This window comes from Candidatus Pelagibacter sp. PS_10_02 (genome assembly GCF_059418005.1).
Window position 1 is genome coordinate 1,100,800 of record NZ_CM182076.1, and the last position, 19,934, is coordinate 1,120,733.

Annotated in this window: 24 protein-coding genes; 8 read left to right on the forward strand and 16 right to left on the reverse strand. The window is 30.4% G+C overall.

The features are described from left to right. Positions 1–35: 35 nt before the first annotated feature. The 15 genes from AC5SL1_RS06005 to hspQ all read right to left on the reverse strand — a co-directional run bounded on the left by AC5SL1_RS06005 (position 36) and on the right by hspQ (position 13,887). Positions 36–1,193, reverse strand: coding sequence for a TRAP transporter substrate-binding protein (locus AC5SL1_RS06005; protein ID WP_494579688.1), 1,158 nt, complete (start codon positions 1,191–1,193; stop codon positions 36–38). Between the two features lie 180 nt (positions 1,194–1,373). Beyond that, positions 1,374–2,327, reverse strand: coding sequence for a 2-hydroxyacid dehydrogenase (locus AC5SL1_RS06010; RefSeq protein WP_494586477.1), 954 nt, complete (start codon positions 2,325–2,327; stop codon positions 1,374–1,376). Between the two features lie 2 nt (positions 2,328–2,329). Then, the gene (gene glcF, locus AC5SL1_RS06015; protein WP_494599462.1) at positions 2,330–3,625 is read right to left on the reverse strand and encodes a glycolate oxidase subunit GlcF; all 1,296 of its coding nucleotides are present in this window, start codon (positions 3,623–3,625) and stop codon (positions 2,330–2,332) included. Then, entirely contained in the window at positions 3,625–4,893 is a 1,269-nt protein-coding gene (locus tag AC5SL1_RS06020) for an FAD-binding protein (RefSeq protein ID WP_494599463.1), read from the reverse strand. Before AC5SL1_RS06020 ends, glcF begins: the two co-directional genes overlap by 1 nt. Next, a complete protein-coding gene (locus tag AC5SL1_RS06025) occupies positions 4,859–6,355 on the reverse strand; it encodes an FAD-linked oxidase C-terminal domain-containing protein (protein WP_494573060.1) in 1,497 nt (498 codons plus the stop codon). Before AC5SL1_RS06025 ends, AC5SL1_RS06020 begins: the two co-directional genes overlap by 35 nt. 5 nt (positions 6,356–6,360) lie before the next feature. Beyond that, complete coding sequence (locus tag AC5SL1_RS06030) at positions 6,361–7,524, reverse strand: pyridoxal phosphate-dependent aminotransferase (protein WP_494599464.1); 1,164 nt, start codon at positions 7,522–7,524, stop codon at positions 6,361–6,363. Between the two features lie 73 nt (positions 7,525–7,597). Beyond that, the gene (locus tag AC5SL1_RS06035) at positions 7,598–8,749 is read right to left on the reverse strand and encodes an alpha-hydroxy acid oxidase (RefSeq protein ID WP_494579696.1); all 1,152 of its coding nucleotides are present in this window, start codon (positions 8,747–8,749) and stop codon (positions 7,598–7,600) included. A gap of 4 nt (positions 8,750–8,753) precedes the next feature. After that, positions 8,754–9,248: an acyloxyacyl hydrolase gene (locus tag AC5SL1_RS06040; protein WP_494599465.1), complete on the reverse strand. Its 495-nt coding sequence runs from the start codon at positions 9,246–9,248 to the stop codon at positions 8,754–8,756. 13 nt (positions 9,249–9,261) lie between these two features. Further along, positions 9,262–9,624, reverse strand: a complete 363-nt coding sequence (locus AC5SL1_RS06045) for a cytochrome c-type biogenesis protein (RefSeq protein WP_494599466.1) — start codon at positions 9,622–9,624, stop codon at positions 9,262–9,264. Then, positions 9,621–10,142 (reverse strand): redoxin family protein, encoded by a 522-nt coding sequence (locus AC5SL1_RS06050; RefSeq protein ID WP_494599467.1) that lies wholly within the window; start codon positions 10,140–10,142, stop codon positions 9,621–9,623. The genes AC5SL1_RS06045 and AC5SL1_RS06050 overlap by 4 nt, the downstream gene beginning before the upstream one ends. Then, positions 10,139–12,016, reverse strand: coding sequence for a heme lyase CcmF/NrfE family subunit (locus tag AC5SL1_RS06055; protein ID WP_494599468.1), 1,878 nt, complete (start codon positions 12,014–12,016; stop codon positions 10,139–10,141). The genes AC5SL1_RS06050 and AC5SL1_RS06055 overlap by 4 nt, the downstream gene beginning before the upstream one ends. A gap of 1 nt (position 12,017) precedes the next feature. Further along, positions 12,018–12,437 carry a cytochrome c maturation protein CcmE gene (ccmE, locus tag AC5SL1_RS06060; RefSeq protein ID WP_494579705.1) on the reverse strand — a complete coding sequence of 140 codons (420 nt, stop codon included), beginning with the start codon at positions 12,435–12,437 and terminating at the stop codon, positions 12,018–12,020. A 10-nt stretch (positions 12,438–12,447) separates the two neighbouring features. Beyond that, entirely contained in the window at positions 12,448–12,675 is a 228-nt protein-coding gene (locus AC5SL1_RS06065; RefSeq protein ID WP_271516472.1) for a hypothetical protein, read from the reverse strand. Beyond that, positions 12,672–13,382 (reverse strand): heme ABC transporter permease CcmC, encoded by a 711-nt coding sequence (gene ccmC / locus AC5SL1_RS06070; RefSeq protein WP_494599469.1) that lies wholly within the window; start codon positions 13,380–13,382, stop codon positions 12,672–12,674. The genes AC5SL1_RS06065 and ccmC overlap by 4 nt, the downstream gene beginning before the upstream one ends. 184 nt (positions 13,383–13,566) lie before the next feature. Next, positions 13,567–13,887 (reverse strand): heat shock protein HspQ, encoded by a 321-nt coding sequence (gene hspQ / locus AC5SL1_RS06075; RefSeq protein WP_271516469.1) that lies wholly within the window; start codon positions 13,885–13,887, stop codon positions 13,567–13,569. Positions 13,888–13,966: 79 nt separating this feature from the next. Between hspQ and AC5SL1_RS06080 the strand changes: the two genes are divergently transcribed. Together AC5SL1_RS06080 and AC5SL1_RS06085 are read left to right on the forward strand one after the other, a co-directional pair. Then, positions 13,967–14,518 carry a septation protein A gene (locus tag AC5SL1_RS06080; protein WP_494599470.1) on the forward strand — a complete coding sequence of 184 codons (552 nt, stop codon included), beginning with the start codon at positions 13,967–13,969 and terminating at the stop codon, positions 14,516–14,518. Beyond that, positions 14,511–14,855, forward strand: coding sequence for a DUF2794 domain-containing protein (locus AC5SL1_RS06085; protein WP_494599471.1), 345 nt, complete (start codon positions 14,511–14,513; stop codon positions 14,853–14,855). The genes AC5SL1_RS06080 and AC5SL1_RS06085 overlap by 8 nt, the downstream gene beginning before the upstream one ends. Positions 14,856–14,858: 3 nt before the next feature. Here the strand turns inward: AC5SL1_RS06085 and AC5SL1_RS06090 are convergent, their stop codons facing one another. Beyond that, positions 14,859–15,620 carry a Bax inhibitor-1/YccA family protein gene (locus AC5SL1_RS06090; RefSeq protein WP_271516464.1) on the reverse strand — a complete coding sequence of 254 codons (762 nt, stop codon included), beginning with the start codon at positions 15,618–15,620 and terminating at the stop codon, positions 14,859–14,861. 60 nt (positions 15,621–15,680) lie between these two features. Here AC5SL1_RS06090 and AC5SL1_RS06095 point away from each other — a divergent pair, with 60 nt between their 5' ends. From AC5SL1_RS06095 to AC5SL1_RS06120, 6 genes are read left to right on the forward strand one after another with little or no spacing between them, the layout of a single operon-like run. Continuing rightward, positions 15,681–16,718: an aldo/keto reductase gene (locus AC5SL1_RS06095; RefSeq protein ID WP_494599472.1), complete on the forward strand. Its 1,038-nt coding sequence runs from the start codon at positions 15,681–15,683 to the stop codon at positions 16,716–16,718. Next, positions 16,709–17,221 (forward strand): invasion associated locus B family protein, encoded by a 513-nt coding sequence (locus AC5SL1_RS06100; RefSeq protein ID WP_494586489.1) that lies wholly within the window; start codon positions 16,709–16,711, stop codon positions 17,219–17,221. The genes AC5SL1_RS06095 and AC5SL1_RS06100 overlap by 10 nt, the downstream gene beginning before the upstream one ends. Positions 17,222–17,225: 4 nt before the next feature. Next, positions 17,226–18,413 (forward strand): argininosuccinate synthase, encoded by a 1,188-nt coding sequence (locus AC5SL1_RS06105; protein ID WP_494599473.1) that lies wholly within the window; start codon positions 17,226–17,228, stop codon positions 18,411–18,413. Between the two features lie 4 nt (positions 18,414–18,417). Beyond that, a complete protein-coding gene (locus AC5SL1_RS06110) occupies positions 18,418–19,035 on the forward strand; it encodes a DsbA family oxidoreductase (protein ID WP_494599474.1) in 618 nt (205 codons plus the stop codon). 56 nt (positions 19,036–19,091) lie between these two features. Next, on the forward strand, positions 19,092–19,550 hold the full coding sequence (locus tag AC5SL1_RS06115; RefSeq protein WP_494599475.1) for a hypothetical protein: 459 nt from the start codon (positions 19,092–19,094) through the stop codon (positions 19,548–19,550). Beyond that, complete coding sequence (locus AC5SL1_RS06120; protein ID WP_494579718.1) at positions 19,550–19,930, forward strand: phosphate-starvation-inducible PsiE family protein; 381 nt, start codon at positions 19,550–19,552, stop codon at positions 19,928–19,930. The genes AC5SL1_RS06115 and AC5SL1_RS06120 overlap by 1 nt, the downstream gene beginning before the upstream one ends. Positions 19,931–19,934 lie beyond the last annotated feature (4 nt).

Sequence of the window (19,934 nt, forward strand, 5' to 3'; positions counted from 1 at the left end):
GCCGAAACCCCCTTCTTAAATTGTTAAAAAGTTAATTAGATTTTAACTTTTCCAATTGGTCCAAACTCATTTTCATAAGCTAGTTTGTAATTAGGCTGATTCATCAGCAAGTACTTCATTACTTTCTTAGCGTATGCTTTTTGAGAGTCTACCACTTTTTTGAAGAATGCATCTTTTCCTGAGAATTCTCCAACAACTTTATCCCAACCTTTTAACTGTTCAGCTAAAATGGCATCAGATGTTTGGTAAACGTTAACCTTATGTGTATTCATCAAATCAGCTAAACTGTCAGAGTATCTAACAAGTGCTTTGAAGTAGTTATCTGAGTTAGCAGCATAAGCAGCGTTCTTCAAGATAGCTTGATGAGCAGGTGAAAGGCTTTTCAGTCTCTTAGTGTTCATAGGAATTTCAAACATCTCTTGAGATTGATGGAAACTTCCTAAGTGATAGTGTTTAGAGACATCTTGCATTCCAAACTGTGAGTCTGATGTTGGGTTGTTAAACTCAGCAGCATCAATCAAACCAGTTTTCATTGCTGGTTGGATCTCACCACCTGGTAATTGTCTTACGACCATTCCCATAGCAGTTAAAACGTTAGTCGCTAGACCAACTGTTCTATACTTCATACCTTTAACATCAGATACTTTAGTTACGTTCTTTTTGAACCAACCAAAAGGTTGTGCTGGCATAGGCATATGAAAGAATCCAGTATAGTTATATCCAACACTAGCTACTGCTTCTTCATATAATTTTCTTCCTCCACCATACTCCATCCATCCCATAACTTCTTGAGATGACATTCCGTATGAAGGACCAGTTCCAAAAAGTGAAGCTGCAGCGTTTTTACCATACCAATATGCAGTCACCCAGTGACCCATATCAACGATTCCATCGCTTACCGCCGCTCCGATTTCTGAAGTTTTAACAATTGCGTTTACAGGCTGAAGATCAATTTTAAGTGATCCTCCAGACATATCGCTAACCATGTTACAGTAGTCTTGCGCCATTTCAAAAAAAATGTTTGCGCCTGAAGGCCAAGCAGCTTGCATTTTTAATGTAACGTGTCCGTCTGCAGTTGCAATATTAGGCATTGCAACAGCTGTTGCAGCTACAGCACCAGCTTTAGCAGCAGTCTTAAAGAACTTACGTCTTGAAGAATTTGAGCTCTTCAATGATTTTTTTTCTTTAATCATTATTTCTCCTTTGATTATTAGTTAATTAACTGCGAGTATCTTAATCACATTCGTAATCAGAGTCTAAAGAATAGTAGACTTTGAACGGCTTTATAAAATTATGTTTTTATGATGAAAAATCTTCTTGCGACAATAACAGTACAACTTAAAATTGTATTATATTAACTTGATATCCAAAAATTAATTTACTTTATTTTTACAGTTTCCTGTTTTGAAAAACTCATCAATATTGTCTATAGCTAGATTAGCCATAGCAATTCTTGTGTGCTTAGTGGCACTACCAAGGTGAGGCAAAATAAAAACACTTTTAATCTTCAGATAGCCCGGATTTAAATTTGGTTCACCCTTATAAACATCAAGTCCTGCTGCATAAATTTTTCTTCTATTTAATGCATCTATTAAAGCTTCATCTTCAACAATATCTCCACGAGCTACATTTGTTATAACTGCACCTGTTGGAAAATATTCTAATGTTTCTTTATTAATTAAATTTTCTGTTTCTTTTGTTGCGGGACAACAAATTGACAATACATCTGAAACTCCAAAAAGACTTTTAATGCTATCATGATAAATCGCACCCTGTTCTTTTTCGTCACTTAGTTTTGATCTGTTGTGATAATGAATAATCATTCCTAAAGATTTTGCAATTTTTGCAATCTTTTGACCTATTCTCCCCATTCCTAAAATTCCAAGCCTCGTACCAGTTAACTGTTTTCCTATCAAATAATCTGCTGACCATTTCCAGCTACTTTCTTTTGCAGCCTGAATGCCCTCTGGCACTCTTCTACATGCTCCAAGTATTAATAAGATTCCAATCTCAGCTGTGGCATCAGATAAAACCTCTGGTGTATTAGTTACAGCTATTCCTCTTTTTTTGGCTGCTTCTAAATCAATATTTCCAAAACCAACTGCAAAATTAGAAATTATCTTAATACTATCTGGCAGTTTGTTTATAGTTTCTTCATCCATCTTATCAGTTAAAGAAGTTAGGATTGCATCTTGTCCTTTGCTCAATTCAATTAGTTTTGATTGAGAGTATAATTCATCATTGCTATTAAATTTTGCATCAAATATTTTTGATGCTTTATCTTCAGACTCTTTTAATAACCTTCTTGTAATTATAATTTTTTTCATAGTTAATTTTTTTGTAATATTTTTGGTTTTGGGCCACCAGTATACCAATCTAATATCTCAATGGTATGTAAAATTGGAGTTTTCGTTCCATTAGAAATTTGAGTAATACAACCAATATTTCCAGTTGATATAAAATCAGGTTTTAAACTTTCAATATTTTTTACTTTTTTACTTAATAATTCTTTTGCAATTTCAGTCTGCAAAATATTATAAGTACCAGCAGATCCGCAACAGATGTGTCCTTCTGGAATTTCCATAATTTCATTATTTGTTTTTGAAAGTAATGACATGGGTTGACTGTGTACTTTTTGTCCATGTTGCATTGAACAAGCTGAATGATAGGCAATTTTGTACTTCTTTTCTTTAGAGCTAAAATTTAATTTTAAATTTGTATTTAAATATTCAGTGACATCTTTGGTTAAATCAGAAATTACTCTAGCTTTTTTTTTCATATTTTCATCATCTCTAAAAATGAAACCATAGTCTTTCATGGTAGTTCCACATCCAGAAGTATTAGATAAAATAGCGTCTAAATTTCCTTTTTGATGTTCGTCATACCAAGTATTGATATTATTTATAAAATCCTGGTGAGCATCATCTTCTTTGCCTAAGTGGTGATTTAAAGATCCACAACATCTAATCTTTTTAGGAACAATTACTTCAACTCCATGTCTATTTAAAAGTCTAATCGTGGCCTCATTAATTTGAGGAGAAATTTCTTTCTGCACACAACCAGTTAAAAGCGCAACTCTTGCAACTTTCTTATTTTTAGCCACAGGATAAATTTCTTTTTGTTTTAAGGTTTTTTTGGGAAAACTTGTTGGCATCAAGTTCATCATATCTTTTATTTTTAATGGCATTAAAAATTGAAAAGGTTTAGCTAATTTAACCATATAACTTGCTAATCTAAAGTATCCAGTATTCGGTAACACTACTGATAAAAAGTTCCTAATTGTTCTATCAAAAAAAGATCTTTCATAGTTTTTTTCAATATATTTTTTTCCATGATCAATGATGTGCATATAATTTACTCCAGCAGGACAAGTGGTCATGCAGCTATAGCAAGACAAACATCTATCTATGTGTTTTACCGTTTTTGCTGTTGGTTTTTTTTGATTTTCCAACATATCCTTAATTAAATAAATTCTTCCCCGAGGCCCATCTAATTCATCACCAAATATTTGATGAGTTGGACAAGTTGCATTGCAAAAACCACAATGAACACACTTTTTAAAAATTTTTTCTGTTGCCGTATTATCACTGTCTTTTAATTGTTTTTCAGTAAAGTTTGTTTGCATTAAATTCCTCTATACATTTTTCCCGGATTAAAAATTCTTTTAGGATCAAAACTTTTTTTGATCTTTTCTGATATTAAAAGTCTTGTATCGTCTACTGTAAAAATCGTTTCTTCGTAATCATATTCTTCCGATGTCTTTATGATAGTTAAATAGCCACCTAATTCCTTTGTTAATTTTTTAATATCGCTTACCTTAGAGCTCTTCTTTGATTGAACCTCTATCCAATATAATGAGCCACACCAATCAATGTAATATTTATACTTATTGCCTAGAAATTGCATCAACTTAGGGCCTTTTGAAGGAGGCACTACTACTCTTAAGAGGTTATTTTTTGTTTGTTTAAATATCTCAAGATTGTTTATTTTTTTCCAAAATGGTATTGATTGATGAACATCCAAAATTATTGTATTCAAATTACTAAGCTCAAGTTCAATTGTTAAAGCTTTTAATTTTTCTTCTATTGAGATTTTATCTCCTTCTATTCTTAACGCTAAAAATGATCCTTTATATTTTAAATCATTAAATTTAAAAACCATTTCTTTATTTTGGTCATAATTTTCGTCTTTGGGTTCTTCAGGAATATAAACAGCTCCTGAGACTTCGCTACTTGAGCCAGAAATTTTTTCGAATAAATCTTTAACTAATTTTTTATCATCAGTATAAATTGTAATTGTATTAGATAATTTTTTTTTAGGTAGAACCTTTAATGTTATTTCAGTTAATGCTACTAAAGTTCCAAAAGATCCTGTAACTAGCTTTGATAAATCATAACCTGTAACATTTTTTACAACTGTTCCGCCTGATTTAATTATATCTCCCTTACCATTTACACCTCTAAAACCTAATATATGGTCTCTTAAACTTCCGACTTTAAATCTTCGAGAGCCAGCAAAATTACAAGCTAAATGACCTGCTATAGTTCCCTTATTTGATTTTCCATTTTCAATAAATCCAAAATCAATAGGCTCAAAAGCCAATTCTTGATTGTTTTTTTCCAACTCCTTTTCAACTAACTCTAATGGCGTGTTAGCTTTAACTTTAATATAAAGTTCTTCAGGCAAATACTCAATTACACCTGACAATTTAGACATAGATAGTTTTTTTGCAGATTGTATTCTGTTACCAATAAAATTTTTTGAGCCTGTGCCAATTATTTCTGTTGGTTGGTTTTTTTTATAAAGCTCCTGAACTAGATTTGAAACTTGCAGCTCATCTTCTGGATAATAGATGTTGTTAGAATCTTGGAAGATCTGGGAATTTTTCTTCATTTCTGTGGACATGTACCCTTCCTTCCTCTGCACATTTTCTTAATATTGGATAAACCTTTCCAGGATTTAACAAATTTTTTTCATCTAACGATTTTTTAATATCTAATTGTTGTTGAATATCTGTATTATTAAACATCTCACACATTAGTTCTCTTTTTTCAATTCCGACCCCATGTTCTCCAGTTATAACTCCTCCTAACCTTACACAGGCTTTTAGTATTTCAGCTCCAAATTCTTCAGTTTTTCTTAATTGTTCTTTATCACCCCCATCAAACATTATTAGCGGGTGTAAATTTCCGTCTCCCGCATGAAAACAATTTGCTACTGGCAACTCATATTTTTCAGAAAGTTTTTTTATTTCAAGTAAAGCTTCTGCTAGTTTTCCTCTTGGTATGGATCCGTCCATACAATAATAATCTGGTGCCATAGCTCCACATGCTGGAAAAGCTGCTTTTCTACCTGCCCAAAATGATAGTCTTTCTTTTTCATTTTTGCTAAATTTTAAACTTGAGCAATTATTTTTTTCGCAAATAGTTCTTACTTGTTTTAATAATTCATCTACTTCAGACTCAGTTCCATCTAATTCTACAATTAATAAAAGCTCTGCATCTCGTGGGTAACCTGCTTTACTAAAATTATCTGTTGCCTCTATTAAAGCTTTATCCATTATTTCCATGCCCGCCGGAACAATTCCACTTGAAATTATTTCTGATGCTGCGTTTCCACCTTCTTCAATTGTTGGAAATCCTATTAACGCTGCTTTAACTACTTGAGGATTTTTTAAAATTTTAACTGTCACTTCAGTAATCACTCCTAATAATCCTTCTGAACCACAAATTAATCCCATCAAATCATATCCTTCTTGATCAAGAGTTTTTCCACCAACTCTACAAACCGTTCCATCCATCATTACCATTTCAACACCTAAAATATTATTAGTTGTTGTTCCATATTTTAAAGAGTGAACACCTCCTGAATTTTCAGCAACATTACCACCTATTGAACATGCAAGCTGACTTGATGGATCTGGTGCATAGTAAAAATTTTTATGTTGGACAGCATGAGTAATTCCTAGATTTGTTACACCAGGTTGGGTTACTACACATTTATTTTCAAAATCAATTTCTATAATTTTATTAAATTTCCCAAGACTTAATAAAATTGCATCATTTAAAGGTAGTGCACCACCTGAAAGGCCAGTGCCAGCTCCCCTTGGTACAACTTTAATATTTTCTTTGTAACAAAACTTTAAAATGTTACTTACTTCTTCAGTATTTTCTGGCATCACAACAGCAAGTGGTGTCTGCGTATAAGCCGCTAATGCATCAGTTTCATATGGCTTAACGTCATCAGCATGACTTAAAACATTTTCTGGATTTATAATTTTTGCAAGATTTTTAAAGATATATTCTTTTTTATTTATCGTTGCTTTATCTATCTTTGGCAGAACTAATTCACTCATTAGTCTTAGCCTAGCATTTTTTTGATATTTTCCAATGCGTTAGATATGTTATCTTCTGAGGCTGCAAAGCTAAATCTTACGTAATCTTGGCAAGTTTTACCAAAAGCTGTTCCTGGAACTATTGCTACTCCTGCTTCATGCATACATTTTTTTGCAAATTCTGAGCCATTCATTCCCGTTCCAATTACCTTTGGAAATGCATAAAAAGCTCCTCCTGGAAGGCTACATTCTATACCTGGCAAACTATTTAAACCTTCATGAATTAGTTTTCTTCTCTGTGTAAACTTTACCATCATTTCATTAATTGAATCATCTGGACCATCCAATGCTGCAATTCCTGCAAATTGAGCTGCTGCGTTTACACACGATACACTATTAATTAAAAGCTTATTAACATGTGAAATTAATTCCTTGGGCCAAAAACTCCATCCTAGTCTCCATCCCGTCATCGAATATGCTTTGCTCCAACCTTCTAATACAATCAGTCTTTCTCTTAACTCTGGATAATTAAAAAATGATGGCATTTCTTTATTATCAAAAATCTGTCTACTGTAAATTTCATCACTTAATATAGTTACGTGTGGATGTTTTTTAAGACCTTCAGCCAATACATCAATATCCGCTTTTTCCACAAAGCTACCCGTTGGATTGTTTGGGTTAATTAATACTAACAATCTAGTTTTATCAGTGATTAGTGATAAAATTTTTTCTGGATTAAATTTAAGATCCTTATCTTCAGTTAAATCATAAGGTACAGATGTTGATCCAGTATAATTAATCATTGACTCATATATTGGAAAGGCAGGTGTAGGGTGAATTATTTCAGCACCTGGTTCTCCAAAACATTGAATGGCATAACTCATCGTAGGTTTTCCACCTGGCATGATTAAAATTCTTTCAAAATCTACATCAACACTATAACGTTTTTTAATCCATCTTGTTACAGCTTGTCTACATTCTGGAATACCGTTGGACATTACATATCCGTGGTGACCATCATCTAAAGCTTTTTTTGCAGCATCTACTACGTGTTGGGGTGTTTTAAAATCAGGCTGACCTAACCCTAAATGAATCATTGGATTTCCTTTAGCCTCTAAAGCCTTAGCTTCAGCCAAAACACTAAATGCAGACTCAGTTCCTAATCTCTCTAAATTTTTTGCTAATTTCATAATAATTTAATTCTAATATTAATATTTTATAATTTAATTTATTTTTTTTATATATACTTTTGATAAGTAATAACTATTTTCTATAGATTAATTTTGACGCATCTAATTCTTTCAGGGTCTTACAGCCCATTAATACCATATTCCTATTAATTTCATCATGCATGTTTTGCAATAGACGTTCAACACCTGGTTGACCTCCTGCACTTAATGCAAATAAAAACATTTTTCCAAAACTACAAGCTGTTGCACCAGCTGCTAAAGCTTTTAAAACATGAGTTCCACGTCTTACTCCACCATCTAATATGATCTCTAATTTATCTCCAACAGCCTCTCGAATTGCACTAACTTGGTCAAAAGGCGACCTTGAACCATCTAGTTGTCTACCGCCATGGTTTGAAATCATAATTGCTGAGCATCCTATATCTATAGCTTTTTTTGCATCCTCAACTGACATCACGCCCTTAAGTGCAAATGGACCATTCCATTTTTTCACACAATATTCAGCGTCTTTCCAATTCATAGCTGGATCATATTGTTCATTAATATATTCAATTACAGACTTTGAAATATTGGTACCTTTGTCTGTTTTGTTTTTAACATTAGATAATTCAAATTTTTTATGAGTAAAATAATTAAATACCCACTCAGGCCTCATTGCAAAACTAATTAAACTTTGAAGGGTAAGTTTTGGAGGAGTGGTAAATCCAGTTCTATGATCTTTTTCTCTATTTCCAGCAACTAAAGTATCTACTGTTAAACACATGCCGTCAAAGCCAGATATTTTACATCTATCAATTAAATCATCCGTTATTGATTGATCTTTATGAACATAAAGTTGGAACAATTTTGGACCATTTGAGATTTCTGCAATCTCTTCAATTGTATTATTAGCCATAGTTGACATGCTATAAAAAGTACCAAATTTTTCAGCAGCTCTAGCAGATGCTTTGTCGCCATCATGATGATAAAGTCTTTGCATTGCAGTTGGGGAAAGAAAGATAGGCATATTAATCTTTTTACCAAAAACAGTCGCTGAAAGATCAGGCTTACCAACGCTAGCAAGTATATTAGGAACTAAATCACAATCATTAAAAGATTCTGTGTTTCTTCTTAATGTTTGCTCATCATCTGCACCACCATCAATATAATGAAATATAGGTGAAGGTAATTTTTTTTTAGCTAATTTTCTAAAGTCATTAAAATTATAACAATCATTTAACTTCATTAAATTAAAAAATTTTTGAAAATGAAATTGTTTGATTATCTACACCAGGGTTTTTGTCTCCCCAGTCATTGTTTGAAATATGACTATAAGAGTATCCTATTTTAGATTCTTTAAAAATATCTAAACTAAATTTTAATTCACTTTTAAACTCTAGAGCCATTCCTAAATCTTTTCCATCACCTTGCTCGTAATAACCAGGTGCAAAACTGGGTACAATATTTAAAGGACCCAACTCATATTCAGCTTGAACCCCAGTGTACAAATAAATTGAACTTTTATCTGTAACAAATCCACCTGTAATCGGAGAAAATTTTCCAATAAACGTATCTCTGAATAATATTGGATTATTATGTTCAAAACCATATAGAGTTGCCTCATCATCGCCTTCTTTATCTATGGTATCAAAGGTGCCGGCATAGAAGCTGAACTCTGTTTCACTCTTTGCTGGAGTAAAAAAAAGCAACAAGGATAACAATAAATATAGTTTTTTTAGCTTCATAAATATTTAGTTTTTAAATTTTAATTTTTTTTCTCATTATTGCACCACCTAACAAAAATAACAATAACGGTAATAACCACAATATATAAGTATTTTTATTTAATTGTGGATCGTAAACTATCCAATCACCATACTTTTCTCTTAAAAATTCATATATAGACTCTTCTTTTAGTCCTTCATTAATTTTTCTATCAACAATTAATTTTATACTAGATGCAAATTCTGACTCGGAGTCGTATACAGACTGACCCTGACAAATCAAACAACGGATATTTTTTAATATTTTATTTTTTAAGATATCACTTTTTTCTTCAGATTTTAACTCTGAAAAATTTGTAATTAATAAAAGTATTATAAATATCTTAAAAATTTTCATTTAATCATTAACTTAATTTTATTTACAGCTTCTTGATCAATTGGGCCAATAAATTTCTTTATTATTTTTTTATTTCTATCTATTAAAAAGGTTTCCGGGACACCGAAAGCACCAAATTCAACACCTAAAGCACCATCTTTATCAATTAAAATTCTTGAATAGGGATTTCCAAATTCATCAATAAAATTTTTTGCATTATTAAAACTATCCCTGTAATTTAAACCAATTAGTTTAACTGAATGATTTCCATTTAATTGCATTAAAAGAGGGTGTTCTGCTCTACAAGGCACACACCAAGATGCCCAAATATTTACAATATAATAAGTATTATCTTTAAAAATTTCATCTGAACTAACAGTTTTTTTTGAAAAGAAATCTACTGCATTAAAAATTGGAATATCTTTTTTAATGCTAGTTTTTGGTGCATAAGTATTTGGATTATTTAATCCTTTGTAAAAAATTATAAAACAAAAACTTAAAACTACGCCTGTAATTAATATAGTTATTTTTTTTTTCATGTCCTAGTTTTAAATAAACCTATCGTTCCACCAAGACCTAATAAAAAGACAGAAATCCAAATCCATACCATAAATGGTTTTGATTGATATCTAACATTAAAATATTCATTACCTTTAACAAGATTCATGACTATAAATTTATCTTCCAATAATGTTGTTTTTATATCTGCCTCGCTAGTAACCATTAGAGGTTGATTATAAACTCTTATCTCTGGTTCTAATTCAACAACATTTCCCTCCAGATCTTTAATTTCAAAAAAAGCAATAATTGAATTAAAATTACTCTCTCTTCTTTCTTCAATCTTTTTAAAAAAAATTTCTCCTTTTCCAAATTTAAATTTTTCACCTATCTTCATATTGGTAATCACCTCTGATGATAAGATGCCATTAAATAAAATACTCAATATTAATAAACTAAAACCAAAGTGGGCAATTGTTTGTGAACTATTATTTAATTTTTTAGTCAAAAATTCTTTAAGAGTTGTGAAAAAAAGAAAAAAAGCAGCTGATAATAAAAGAGTATAGAAAAGAATATTTGTTGTTAGATTTTTGATTATAAAAAACGTTAAAATTATTGAAATTATAAATATTATAATTATTGAATATTTCTTTTCAATTTTTGACTTGATCCATTTAAGTCTTGGCCCCAAGGCCATAAATAATAAAAAGGGTATTAAAAATGGAGCTATGAGTTTGTGATAAAATGGAGGTCCTACAGAAATTTTTTCTGATGAAATAACATCTAAAAAAATTGGATAAACTGTACCTATTAAAACAACAGACAAAAAGTACATCATAAACCAATTATTTATTAAAATGGATGTTTCTCTACTAAGCCAAAAAAAATTATTTTGATTAACATTATTATCTTTATGAAAAATAAAAAATACACCCAAAGATAAGATTATTAAAACAAACAGGAAGATTAATATAAAAATTCCCCTTGCTGGGTCGTTTGCAAAAGTATGCACAGAATTTAGTAAGCCAGATCTAACTAAAAATGTTCCACACATACTTAAGGTGAATGTTGTAATAGATAACACAACTACCCATGATGTTAATGTGGCTCTTCTTTCTAATACCGCAATACAATGTAAAAGAGCTGTTAACGATAACCAGGGCATTAAAGAAACATTCTCAACAGGATCCCAAAACCAAAAACCTCCCCAGCCTAATTCATAATAAGCCCAAATTGAACCCAACATAATTCCTAATGATAAAAAAATCCAAGATATTAAAACCCATTTTTTTATGTGCTGTGCCCATTCTTGAGAAATATAATTTTGAGCAACTGCTGCCAGTGAGGCTGAAAATATTATAGAGGCACCAACATATCCTAAATATAAAATTGGAGGATGTATTGCTAATGCCGGATCTTGCAATATTGGATTAAGACCAAGGCCTTCTTTAGGAATTGGAAATAAATAATTAAACGGATTTGAGGTAGTTAATACAAATAAAAAAAATCCAATAATTATAATTTGCTGAAATAATAAAGTTAATATTCTATATTTTTTTGGTTGTGAATTTGATTTTAGTAAAAATAGAAAAATAAATAAAGCTAGAACTAATAACCATAATAACAAACTACCTTCATGATTGCCCCAGGTTCCAGAAATTTTATAAAATAATGGTTTGGTTGTATGTGAATTATTAAAAACTGTCTCATTGCTAAAATCTGAATTTATAAAAGATAAAATTAAACTAAAAAAACTTACAATCACAAAAGTTAACTGAAGGAAAGTTAAGATTATTATGTTTTCATTAAGTTTTTTATTAACTTTATTAAAGTCTTGGATAGCTATTGTGCAGAGTAAAAATGAAAATAACATTCCAAGTATTAACGAATAATAACCTATTTGATTAGCAAGCAATTTATTTAACTCCTAAAGCTTCTTTGACTTCTGGTGGCATATAATTCTCATCATGTTTTGCCAAAATTTTTGTTGCAGAAAAATAATTTTTGTCTTTTAAAAAACCCTCAGCAACTACTCCTTTTCCTTCAGCAAATAAATTTGGTACGGCACCTGAATAAGTGACGTTAATTTCATTTTTAAAATCAGTAATAATAAAATTTACTTTATTGGAATTGATAACTACAGATTTTTCTTTAACCATACCCCCTACTCTTATCTTTTTGCTCTCTATTTCTATTAGAGAATTTATTTCAGATGGAGATTGAAAATATATAACGTTCTCTTTTAATGATTGTAGAATTAGAAAAACAGTTAAAATTACAGTTGCTAGAAGCAATACTAAGAATAAAAATCGTAATTTAACCTTTTTACCATACATGGTTTATTAGTTAAATATTTGATATATTGGATAATATTTCGTTATTGATAGTTTGTTGTTTAGCAGCTTTAGCTTTTTCAATACTTAGGGAACCAAACTTATTTGCAAATCTTTTTTGTTCTTTTGAAAGTTGCAATTTGATCACAAAATATAAAGTTGTAAAACTAGTCAATGTAAATGCAAAGGCTGACCATACATAAGCTCCGTACCCATTCATTGAAATTATTTCTATTATCATAATCTATCTAATCCTTTATTTTTAAGTTTTATCAGTTCCGTATTATATTTCATCAAAAAAATGAGTAATGAAAAAAGAGCAAATGCCGCAGTCATTAAGCCTAAAGGTATTAACATTGATGGGTGAATTGCTGTGTTAGTTGTTGTGATGTTTATTGATGCCGGTTGATGGAGTGTGTTCCACCAATCAACTGAATATTTAATAATTGGAACATTAACTACTCCTATGATTGCAATTATAGAAGTTATTTTAACCACTTCTTCTTTGTCCTCATATATCCTCCATGCCAATAAATACATTCCATAAAATAAAGCTAACACTAGCATAGATGTTATTCTTGCATCCCATGCCCACCAAGTTCCCCATGTTGGTTTGCCCCAAATAGATCCAGTAACTAATGCTACAATATTAAAAACAAAGCCTGATGGTGCCAAGCTTTTTGCAATTAATGCAAAATTTTTATTTTTAAAAATAAAGCTTCCAATAGACAATAAAGTTAAACTTGAAAATATTCCAAGTGATATCCATGCTGCGGGGACATGTACGTACATAATTCTTACAGAGTCACTTTGTTTATAATCTTCAGGTGAAAGAATGAGTGCTTCTATTAAGCCAATTGTTAAAACAACGATAAATAGAAATAGAACATATTTTGGTGCCTTTGAAGTTATTGCAAAAATCTTATTAGGTTCAAAATATCTAAACATTTTAAAATTATATATATTAAAAGAAGTTAAATTAATTCTTATTTTGAAAAGTTAATCTGATCAAGAGTGAAGAGGGAGATAATGATTACTAAGAGGTATTAGTATAACACTCTTGACCAGAATATAGTTTAATTTAGGCTCAATCTGTGTCTGAGGTTTGAGTAAAATGTGTTAAAAAAAAGATTTAATTAGATGGCTTAAAGTAACTAGAGCCCTTTTTTCCAGAAAATATCTCTTCAATTAATGGATGTTTAATTGGATCCTCTGAATCATCCATAAGTAGATTTTGTTCTGATACATAGGCTTCGTAGGTAATCTCATCATTTTCAGCTAGTAAATGATAAAAAGGCTGATCTTTTCTTGGACGTACATTTTTAGGAATTGACTGATACCATTCTTCAGAATTATTAAACTCAAAATCAACATCATATATCACACCTCTAAACTCAAAGTGTTTGTGTTTAACAATATCACCTATTGAAAATTTTGCTTTTTGAATTGCCATTATTATTAATATGGGGGTTTAAAAACAAAAATCAATAAAAAAAATATAATTGTTTTTTTATTATGTTAATATGTCTCAAGTGAATAAATCTTTTCTTAAATTTGCAACAGACTTTGGGCCTTTAGCTATATTTTTTTTTTATTATTATAATAATGATAAGAATTTATCAGTTGCCATACCACCACTTATAGTTGCAACTCTAGTTGCATTAGCAGTTGTTTGGGTTTTTGAAAAAAAAATACCCATGATGCCTTTGTTGAGTGGTATTTTAATTACACTCTTTGGTGGTCTTACCATTTATTTTAATGATCCAATTTTTGTTTACATAAAACCAACAATTATAAATATTTTATTTGCTCTTGGTTTGTTTTTTGGAAAATACTTTACAAAAGAACCTGTGCTTAAGAAAATTATGGGTAAATCAATTTCTTTAACTGATATTGGTTGGGAAATTTTAAACAAAAGATGGATGTATTTTTTCTTTGGTCTTGCATTGTTAAATGAATATATTTGGAGAACACAAACTGAAGAGTTTTGGGTTAATTTTAAGGTTTGGGGAATGCTACCAATAACTATTATTTTTACGGCCTTTCAAATATCTATAATTAAGAAGCATAAGCTTGATGAATAGAAACTTAAAATTAGTCATCAACAATCCTCATAATCAGATTACAGAGAAACAATTTTTTGAAAAGAATGAGCTTAAAGTTATTTTAGATTTATATGCCAAAATGGTCTCGGAAGGAACTTGGAAAGATTATGGTTTAAATATTTCAAGCAGACAAGTAAGTTTCAGTGTTTTTAAAAATGCTACCGAAAATGCTTTATACAAAATTTGTAAAAATTTTAAACCTAACAGTAAAAATCTGAAATATTTAATCACTGACTCTAATGGAAAAATATTAAAAAATTCTTTTGATCTAGAAATATTACTTAAGAATACTAATTGGAAAAATCTTAAAAAATAAAAACTATCTTCTTTGTCCAAACAATCTCAGCAACATTATAAATAAATTTATAAAGTCTAAGTATAGAGTTAAGGCACCCATCACAGCTTTTTTACCCATTAACTCTCCAGTATCACTTGATACAAACATGTTTTTAATTTTTTGAGTATCATATGCAGTAAGTCCCACAAAAATTAAAACACCTAAGATTGAAATAACAAAATCCATCATGGAAGATTTCATAAACATATTAACAACTGAGGCCACAATAATACCAATTAATCCCATCATTAAAAATGATCCTAATTTTGTAAGGTCTCTTTTAGTTGTATAGCCGTAAATACTCATTGCTCCAAAAGTAATTGAAGTAATAAAGAAAACTCTAGTAATACTCGCTCCTGTATAAACTAAAAAAATTGAAGATAAAGAAAGACCCATCAATGAGGCAAAAACCCAAAAGGTTGTTTGGGCACTTGCAGCCGACATTTTGTTAATTCTAGCACTCATGTAAAAAACAACTCCAAGAGGAGCTAACATTACAACCCATTTAAAACCTGATAAAAAAATTGTATTTCCCAAACTTGTTAAAGCAACAATTGATCCATTCGCATCTGTTACTACTGAAAGTTTAAAAAATATTAAAGAAACTAATCCAGTTAATAAAATACCAGATGCCATGTAGTTATAGACTTTTAACATGTAGGCTCTTAGGCCCTCATCCATTACTACTGTTGATTGTTGAGCTTCTTTAACTTTATTTAGTATATTTTGTTTATTGAATTCCATACCGTATATATAAAGGCTTTTACTATTATTTCAAGATACCTTATTAAGGATTAAATTAATATGAACTACAAAAAACTAGGAAATACTGATTTAAAGGTTAGCACAATTTGTCTAGGAACAATGACTTGGGGAGAGCAAAATACTCAGGAAGAAGGTTTTGAGCAGATGGATTATGCATTAGATCAGGGAGTAAATTTTTGGGATACGGCAGAGCTTTATTCAGTTCCACCAAAAGAAGAAACCTACGGTCATACAGAAATTATAATTGGTAACTGGTTTAAGAAAACAAACAAAAGAGACAAAGTCATTTTAGCAACTAAAGTTGCTGGTCCTATGCGAGCCTACTTAAGAGGAGGTGGTAATAATTATGGAATAAAAAAAATGACTGAAGCTGTTAACGATAGCTTAAAAAGATTACAAACAGATTATATTGATCTATATCAGCTACATTGGCCTGAGAGAAATACCAATATGTTTGGAAGATTGGGCTATGAACACAAAGATAATGGTGAATGGAATAAATTTGAAGATGTCTTGGGCAATTTACAAAAGTTTGTAGATGCGGGGAAAATTAGAGAAATTGGTTTATCTAATGAAACACCATGGGGTGTAACAAAATTTTTAGAGCTAGCAAAGGAAAAAGGTCTTCCAAGAATGATGTCTGTTCAAAACCCTTACAATTTATTAAATAGAACTTATGAGGTTGGACTTGCTGAGATTTCAATAAGAGATGACATTGGTCTATTAGCTTATTCTCCACTAGCAAGTGGATACTTAACTGGAAAATACAGAAACAACCAATTGCCAAAAAACTCCAGAATTGAAAGAGATGGTAATTTTTGGACTCGATATGAAAAACCAAATACAAAAAAAGCAGTTGATGCATACTATGAAATTTCAAAAAAACATAACCTAGACTTAACTCAAATGTCACTTAAATTTTGTGAAATACAACCCTTTATGACAAGTGTTATTATTGGGGCAACAACCATGGAGCAGTTGAAAACTGATATAGAAAGTGTAAATATAAATTTAACTGATGATGTAATTAAAGAAATAAATGAAATACAAACTATTTACCCTAACCCATGTCCATAATTAAAAATTTTATAATCATAATTTTTTTTGCTACTTTTATCAGCCAAGTTAATGCTGAAGAAGTAAAAAAAATGGGTACACATAAAGATTGGGAAACATATGTAATAAACTCGGATACAGGTAAAGTGTGTTTTGCTCAATCTAAGCCAGTTCTCCAATCACCCAAGGCGAACCCTAGAGAAGCCCGATTATTTATTAGCTTTAGACCCGGAGAAAAAATAACCAATGAGATAAGTGTTACTGGTGGATATGAATTTAATAATAAAAATACGGTAACAGCAACTTCAGGAAAAAACATATATAAATTTGATCTTATTCAAGAAGGATTTGCTTGGATGTCAGACCAAGATAATAAATTAGAAAAAAAAATGATCAAAACAATGAAAAGAGGATCTAGGATAATGATTACAGGTTATACTCAGAATGGATCTTCAACTATTGATCATTATTCACTATTGGGTTTCACTAAGGCATACAATGCTACTATAGCAAATTGCAGCTAAGTAGATGAAACCTAAAAAAAAAATTGTACTCGCATATTCTGGTGGGCTAGACACATCTATTATATTAAAATGGCTTCAAGAAAACTATGACGCAGAAGTTATTTGTTATACCGCAGATATTGGGCAAGAAATTGATAGAAAAAAAATTATAAAAAATGCCAAAAGACTAGGTGTTAAAAATATCATTATTGAAGATTTAAAAGATACATTTGTAAAAGACTATGTCTTTCCAATGATTAGAGGGCATGCAGTTTATGAAGGTGTTTATTTATTGGGTACTTCAATTGCAAGACCTTTAATTGCAAAACGACAAATTGCTGTTGCTAAAAAATTTGGTGCTTATGCAGTTTCACATGGTTCAACTGGAAAAGGAAACGATCAAGTGAGATTTGAATTAGGCTATCATTACTTTGGTCCAAAAGTTAAAATTATTGCACCGTGGAGAATTTGGAAATTAAATTCTAGAACAGATTTAATTAAATATGCAAAAAAAAATAATATTCCAATTCCAACAGATAAAAAAGGTGCTCCTCCTTTTTCTATTGATGATAATTTATATCACACATCAACTGAAGGTAAGGTTTTAGAAAACCCAAAAAATTCAGCTCCTGAGTTTCTTTTTCAAAGAACGGTGTCTCCTGAAAAAGCACCTATTAAACCTTCTTTTGTAACTATAGGATTTAAAAATGGAGACCCTGCAACAATTAATAGTAAAAAATTATCGCCTGGAAATTTGTTAAAAAAACTTAACGATGTTGCTGGTAAAAATGCAGTGGGTAGAGTTGATTTAGTTGAGAACAGATTTATTGGGATTAAATCTAGAGGTGTTTATGAAACGCCTGGTGGAACACTATTAATGTCAGCACATAGAGCAATTGAGTCTGTTACTTTAGATAAAGAAACTATGCATAAAAAAGATGAGATTATGCCTAAATATGCAGAACTTATTTACAATGGTTATTGGTACTCAAAAGCAAGATTTAAACTTCAAAAAATTGTCGACCTTAAAAAGAATAAAGTTAATGGCTCTGTTAAACTTAAATTATACAAAGGTAATATCACCATAATGTCTAGACAGACAAAAAGTAATGCTTACTCAATGAAAAAAGTTTCTTTTGAAGAAAATAAAACCTTTAATAAATCAAACGTAGAAAGATTTATTAACTTTCATAAACAAAAACTTCGTTCATAAATTAATGAAAATAAAAGTATTTGCTGACACAATTTGTGGATGGTGTTTTATTGGTCAGACAAGATTAAATAAAGCTTTAAAGGCCTTTCCTGAAACTAAGTTTGAGATAGAGCATGTTCCATTTCAACTAAATACCGACATGCCTAAAGAAGGAATTGAAAGAAACAAGTACTTAGAAATAAAGTTTGGCGGAAAAGAGTTTGCTCAACCAATGTATGATCGAATGACAGAAGAGGCCAACAAAGAAGATCTTAATTTTAATCTAGATAAGATAAAGAAAACACCTAATACTGTATTTTCTCACTTATTAATCAAATTAGCTGAACAATCTAATGTACACAACGAAATTAAAGAAAAAATATATCAATCATACTTTATTGAAGGTCTTGATATTGGAGATAAAGAAATCTTAATTAATATTGGAAAAGAATTTAATATTTATGGAGATGCAATTAATGATTTTTTTAACTTAAAAAATATTGAAGAAATTAATTCATATATTTCGGTCGCAAAAGAGAAGGAAATTAGTGGAGTGCCCTTCTTTGAAATAGGAAAAGATTTTATTTCAGGCGCCCAAAGCTCTACAAATTTAGAAAGTGTAATAAAGTCCAATTTAAGCTAAAAATTAAAGGACACTTTATCCTTTGCCTTTAACATATAAATATCTATTCTAGCTATATGGAAGCACTAAAAAATTGGATGATAGATGCCGCTAACATTTTATTTGATGATAGCAAAAATGATCTAAGGTCTTTACCGAGGTCCGTTAGATTACAAATTCTATTAGTTCTGAGCTTCGTTTGGACAACTGTTTTTAGTTTATATATATTTTCTTATACAACTTTTGCATTTGGTTGGGCCGGTTTATACGTTGCTCATATTGGATTGATATTTGCAGTCTATATGACATTCAAACATTTTCATAAAGCAGAGGCGCAATCTAGCAGTGTATTCAAAACTAAAAACTTTGATCCATTTAAAATTATGGTTATTGTTTTTGTTATTGTATTCATCTTCGTATTCTCTAAAGGAATAGAAGTTTTAACCAGTCCAAACCCTAGCTCTTACTCAATTCCATATGATGGTCCATCAAAATCAGTGTTTGAAAAGTGGCTACCATTTAGTAAAGATAAGTAATGGATAAAATAGCAAAAAATTTACAACTAGTATTAATGTGCATTATTTTAGTAAGCACTGTAATTGCTGTTGGTATGGAAATTAAAAATATGTTTCTAAATCAATCTGTAATGCTAGCAGATTTACTTTTGATGTTTCTTTATTTAGAAGTCTTAGCAATGGTTCGTGTTTTTTGGAACCAGCAATCAATAAGCATAACTTTACCTCTTTTAATTGCGATAACTGCCCTAGCTCGATTTATTATATTGCAAGGAAAAGAGATGGATCCATCAGCATTAGTTTATGAAGCTATAGCTATAGTTCTGATTGCATCTGCAATAGTTATTCTTAGATTGAGACATAGTGATAAATTGGGCCTAAAGAAAAGAAAATCTAAATAGTTTA

What these genes read in the sequence shown, in the direction of transcription:
- AC5SL1_RS06025 (WP_494573060.1), bottom strand. Translation starts at nt 6,355, where the DNA reads ATGAGTGAATTAGTTCTGCCAAAGATAGATAAAGCAACGATAAATAAA.
- AC5SL1_RS06050 (WP_494599467.1), bottom strand. Translation starts at nt 10,142, where the DNA reads ATGAAAAAAAAAATAACTATATTAATTACAGGCGTAGTTTTAAGTTTT.
- AC5SL1_RS06095 (WP_494599472.1), top strand. Translation starts at nt 15,681, where the DNA reads ATGAACTACAAAAAACTAGGAAATACTGATTTAAAGGTTAGCACAATT.
- AC5SL1_RS06035 (WP_494579696.1), bottom strand. Translation starts at nt 8,749, where the DNA reads ATGAAGTTAAATGATTGTTATAATTTTAATGACTTTAGAAAATTAGCT.
- hspQ (WP_271516469.1), bottom strand. Translation starts at nt 13,887, where the DNA reads ATGGCAATTCAAAAAGCAAAATTTTCAATAGGTGATATTGTTAAACAC.
- AC5SL1_RS06115 (WP_494599475.1), top strand. Translation starts at nt 19,092, where the DNA reads ATGGAAGCACTAAAAAATTGGATGATAGATGCCGCTAACATTTTATTT.
- AC5SL1_RS06110 (WP_494599474.1), top strand. Translation starts at nt 18,418, where the DNA reads ATGAAAATAAAAGTATTTGCTGACACAATTTGTGGATGGTGTTTTATT.
- ccmE (WP_494579705.1), bottom strand. Translation starts at nt 12,437, where the DNA reads ATGTATGGTAAAAAGGTTAAATTACGATTTTTATTCTTAGTATTGCTT.
- AC5SL1_RS06045 (WP_494599466.1), bottom strand. Translation starts at nt 9,624, where the DNA reads ATGAAAATTTTTAAGATATTTATAATACTTTTATTAATTACAAATTTT.
- AC5SL1_RS06020 (WP_494599463.1), bottom strand. Translation starts at nt 4,893, where the DNA reads ATGAAGAAAAATTCCCAGATCTTCCAAGATTCTAACAACATCTATTAT.
- AC5SL1_RS06100 (WP_494586489.1), top strand. Translation starts at nt 16,709, where the DNA reads ATGTCCATAATTAAAAATTTTATAATCATAATTTTTTTTGCTACTTTT.
- AC5SL1_RS06010 (WP_494586477.1), bottom strand. Translation starts at nt 2,327, where the DNA reads ATGAAAAAAATTATAATTACAAGAAGGTTATTAAAAGAGTCTGAAGAT.
- ccmC (WP_494599469.1), bottom strand. Translation starts at nt 13,382, where the DNA reads ATGTTTAGATATTTTGAACCTAATAAGATTTTTGCAATAACTTCAAAG.
- AC5SL1_RS06030 (WP_494599464.1), bottom strand. Translation starts at nt 7,524, where the DNA reads ATGAAATTAGCAAAAAATTTAGAGAGATTAGGAACTGAGTCTGCATTT.
- AC5SL1_RS06105 (WP_494599473.1), top strand. Translation starts at nt 17,226, where the DNA reads ATGAAACCTAAAAAAAAAATTGTACTCGCATATTCTGGTGGGCTAGAC.
- AC5SL1_RS06065 (WP_271516472.1), bottom strand. Translation starts at nt 12,675, where the DNA reads ATGATAATAGAAATAATTTCAATGAATGGGTACGGAGCTTATGTATGG.
- AC5SL1_RS06090 (WP_271516464.1), bottom strand. Translation starts at nt 15,620, where the DNA reads ATGGAATTCAATAAACAAAATATACTAAATAAAGTTAAAGAAGCTCAA.
- AC5SL1_RS06005 (WP_494579688.1), bottom strand. Translation starts at nt 1,193, where the DNA reads ATGATTAAAGAAAAAAAATCATTGAAGAGCTCAAATTCTTCAAGACGT.
- AC5SL1_RS06120 (WP_494579718.1), top strand. Translation starts at nt 19,550, where the DNA reads ATGGATAAAATAGCAAAAAATTTACAACTAGTATTAATGTGCATTATT.
- AC5SL1_RS06040 (WP_494599465.1), bottom strand. Translation starts at nt 9,248, where the DNA reads ATGAAGCTAAAAAAACTATATTTATTGTTATCCTTGTTGCTTTTTTTT.
- glcF (WP_494599462.1), bottom strand. Translation starts at nt 3,625, where the DNA reads ATGCAAACAAACTTTACTGAAAAACAATTAAAAGACAGTGATAATACG.
- AC5SL1_RS06085 (WP_494599471.1), top strand. Translation starts at nt 14,511, where the DNA reads ATGAATAGAAACTTAAAATTAGTCATCAACAATCCTCATAATCAGATT.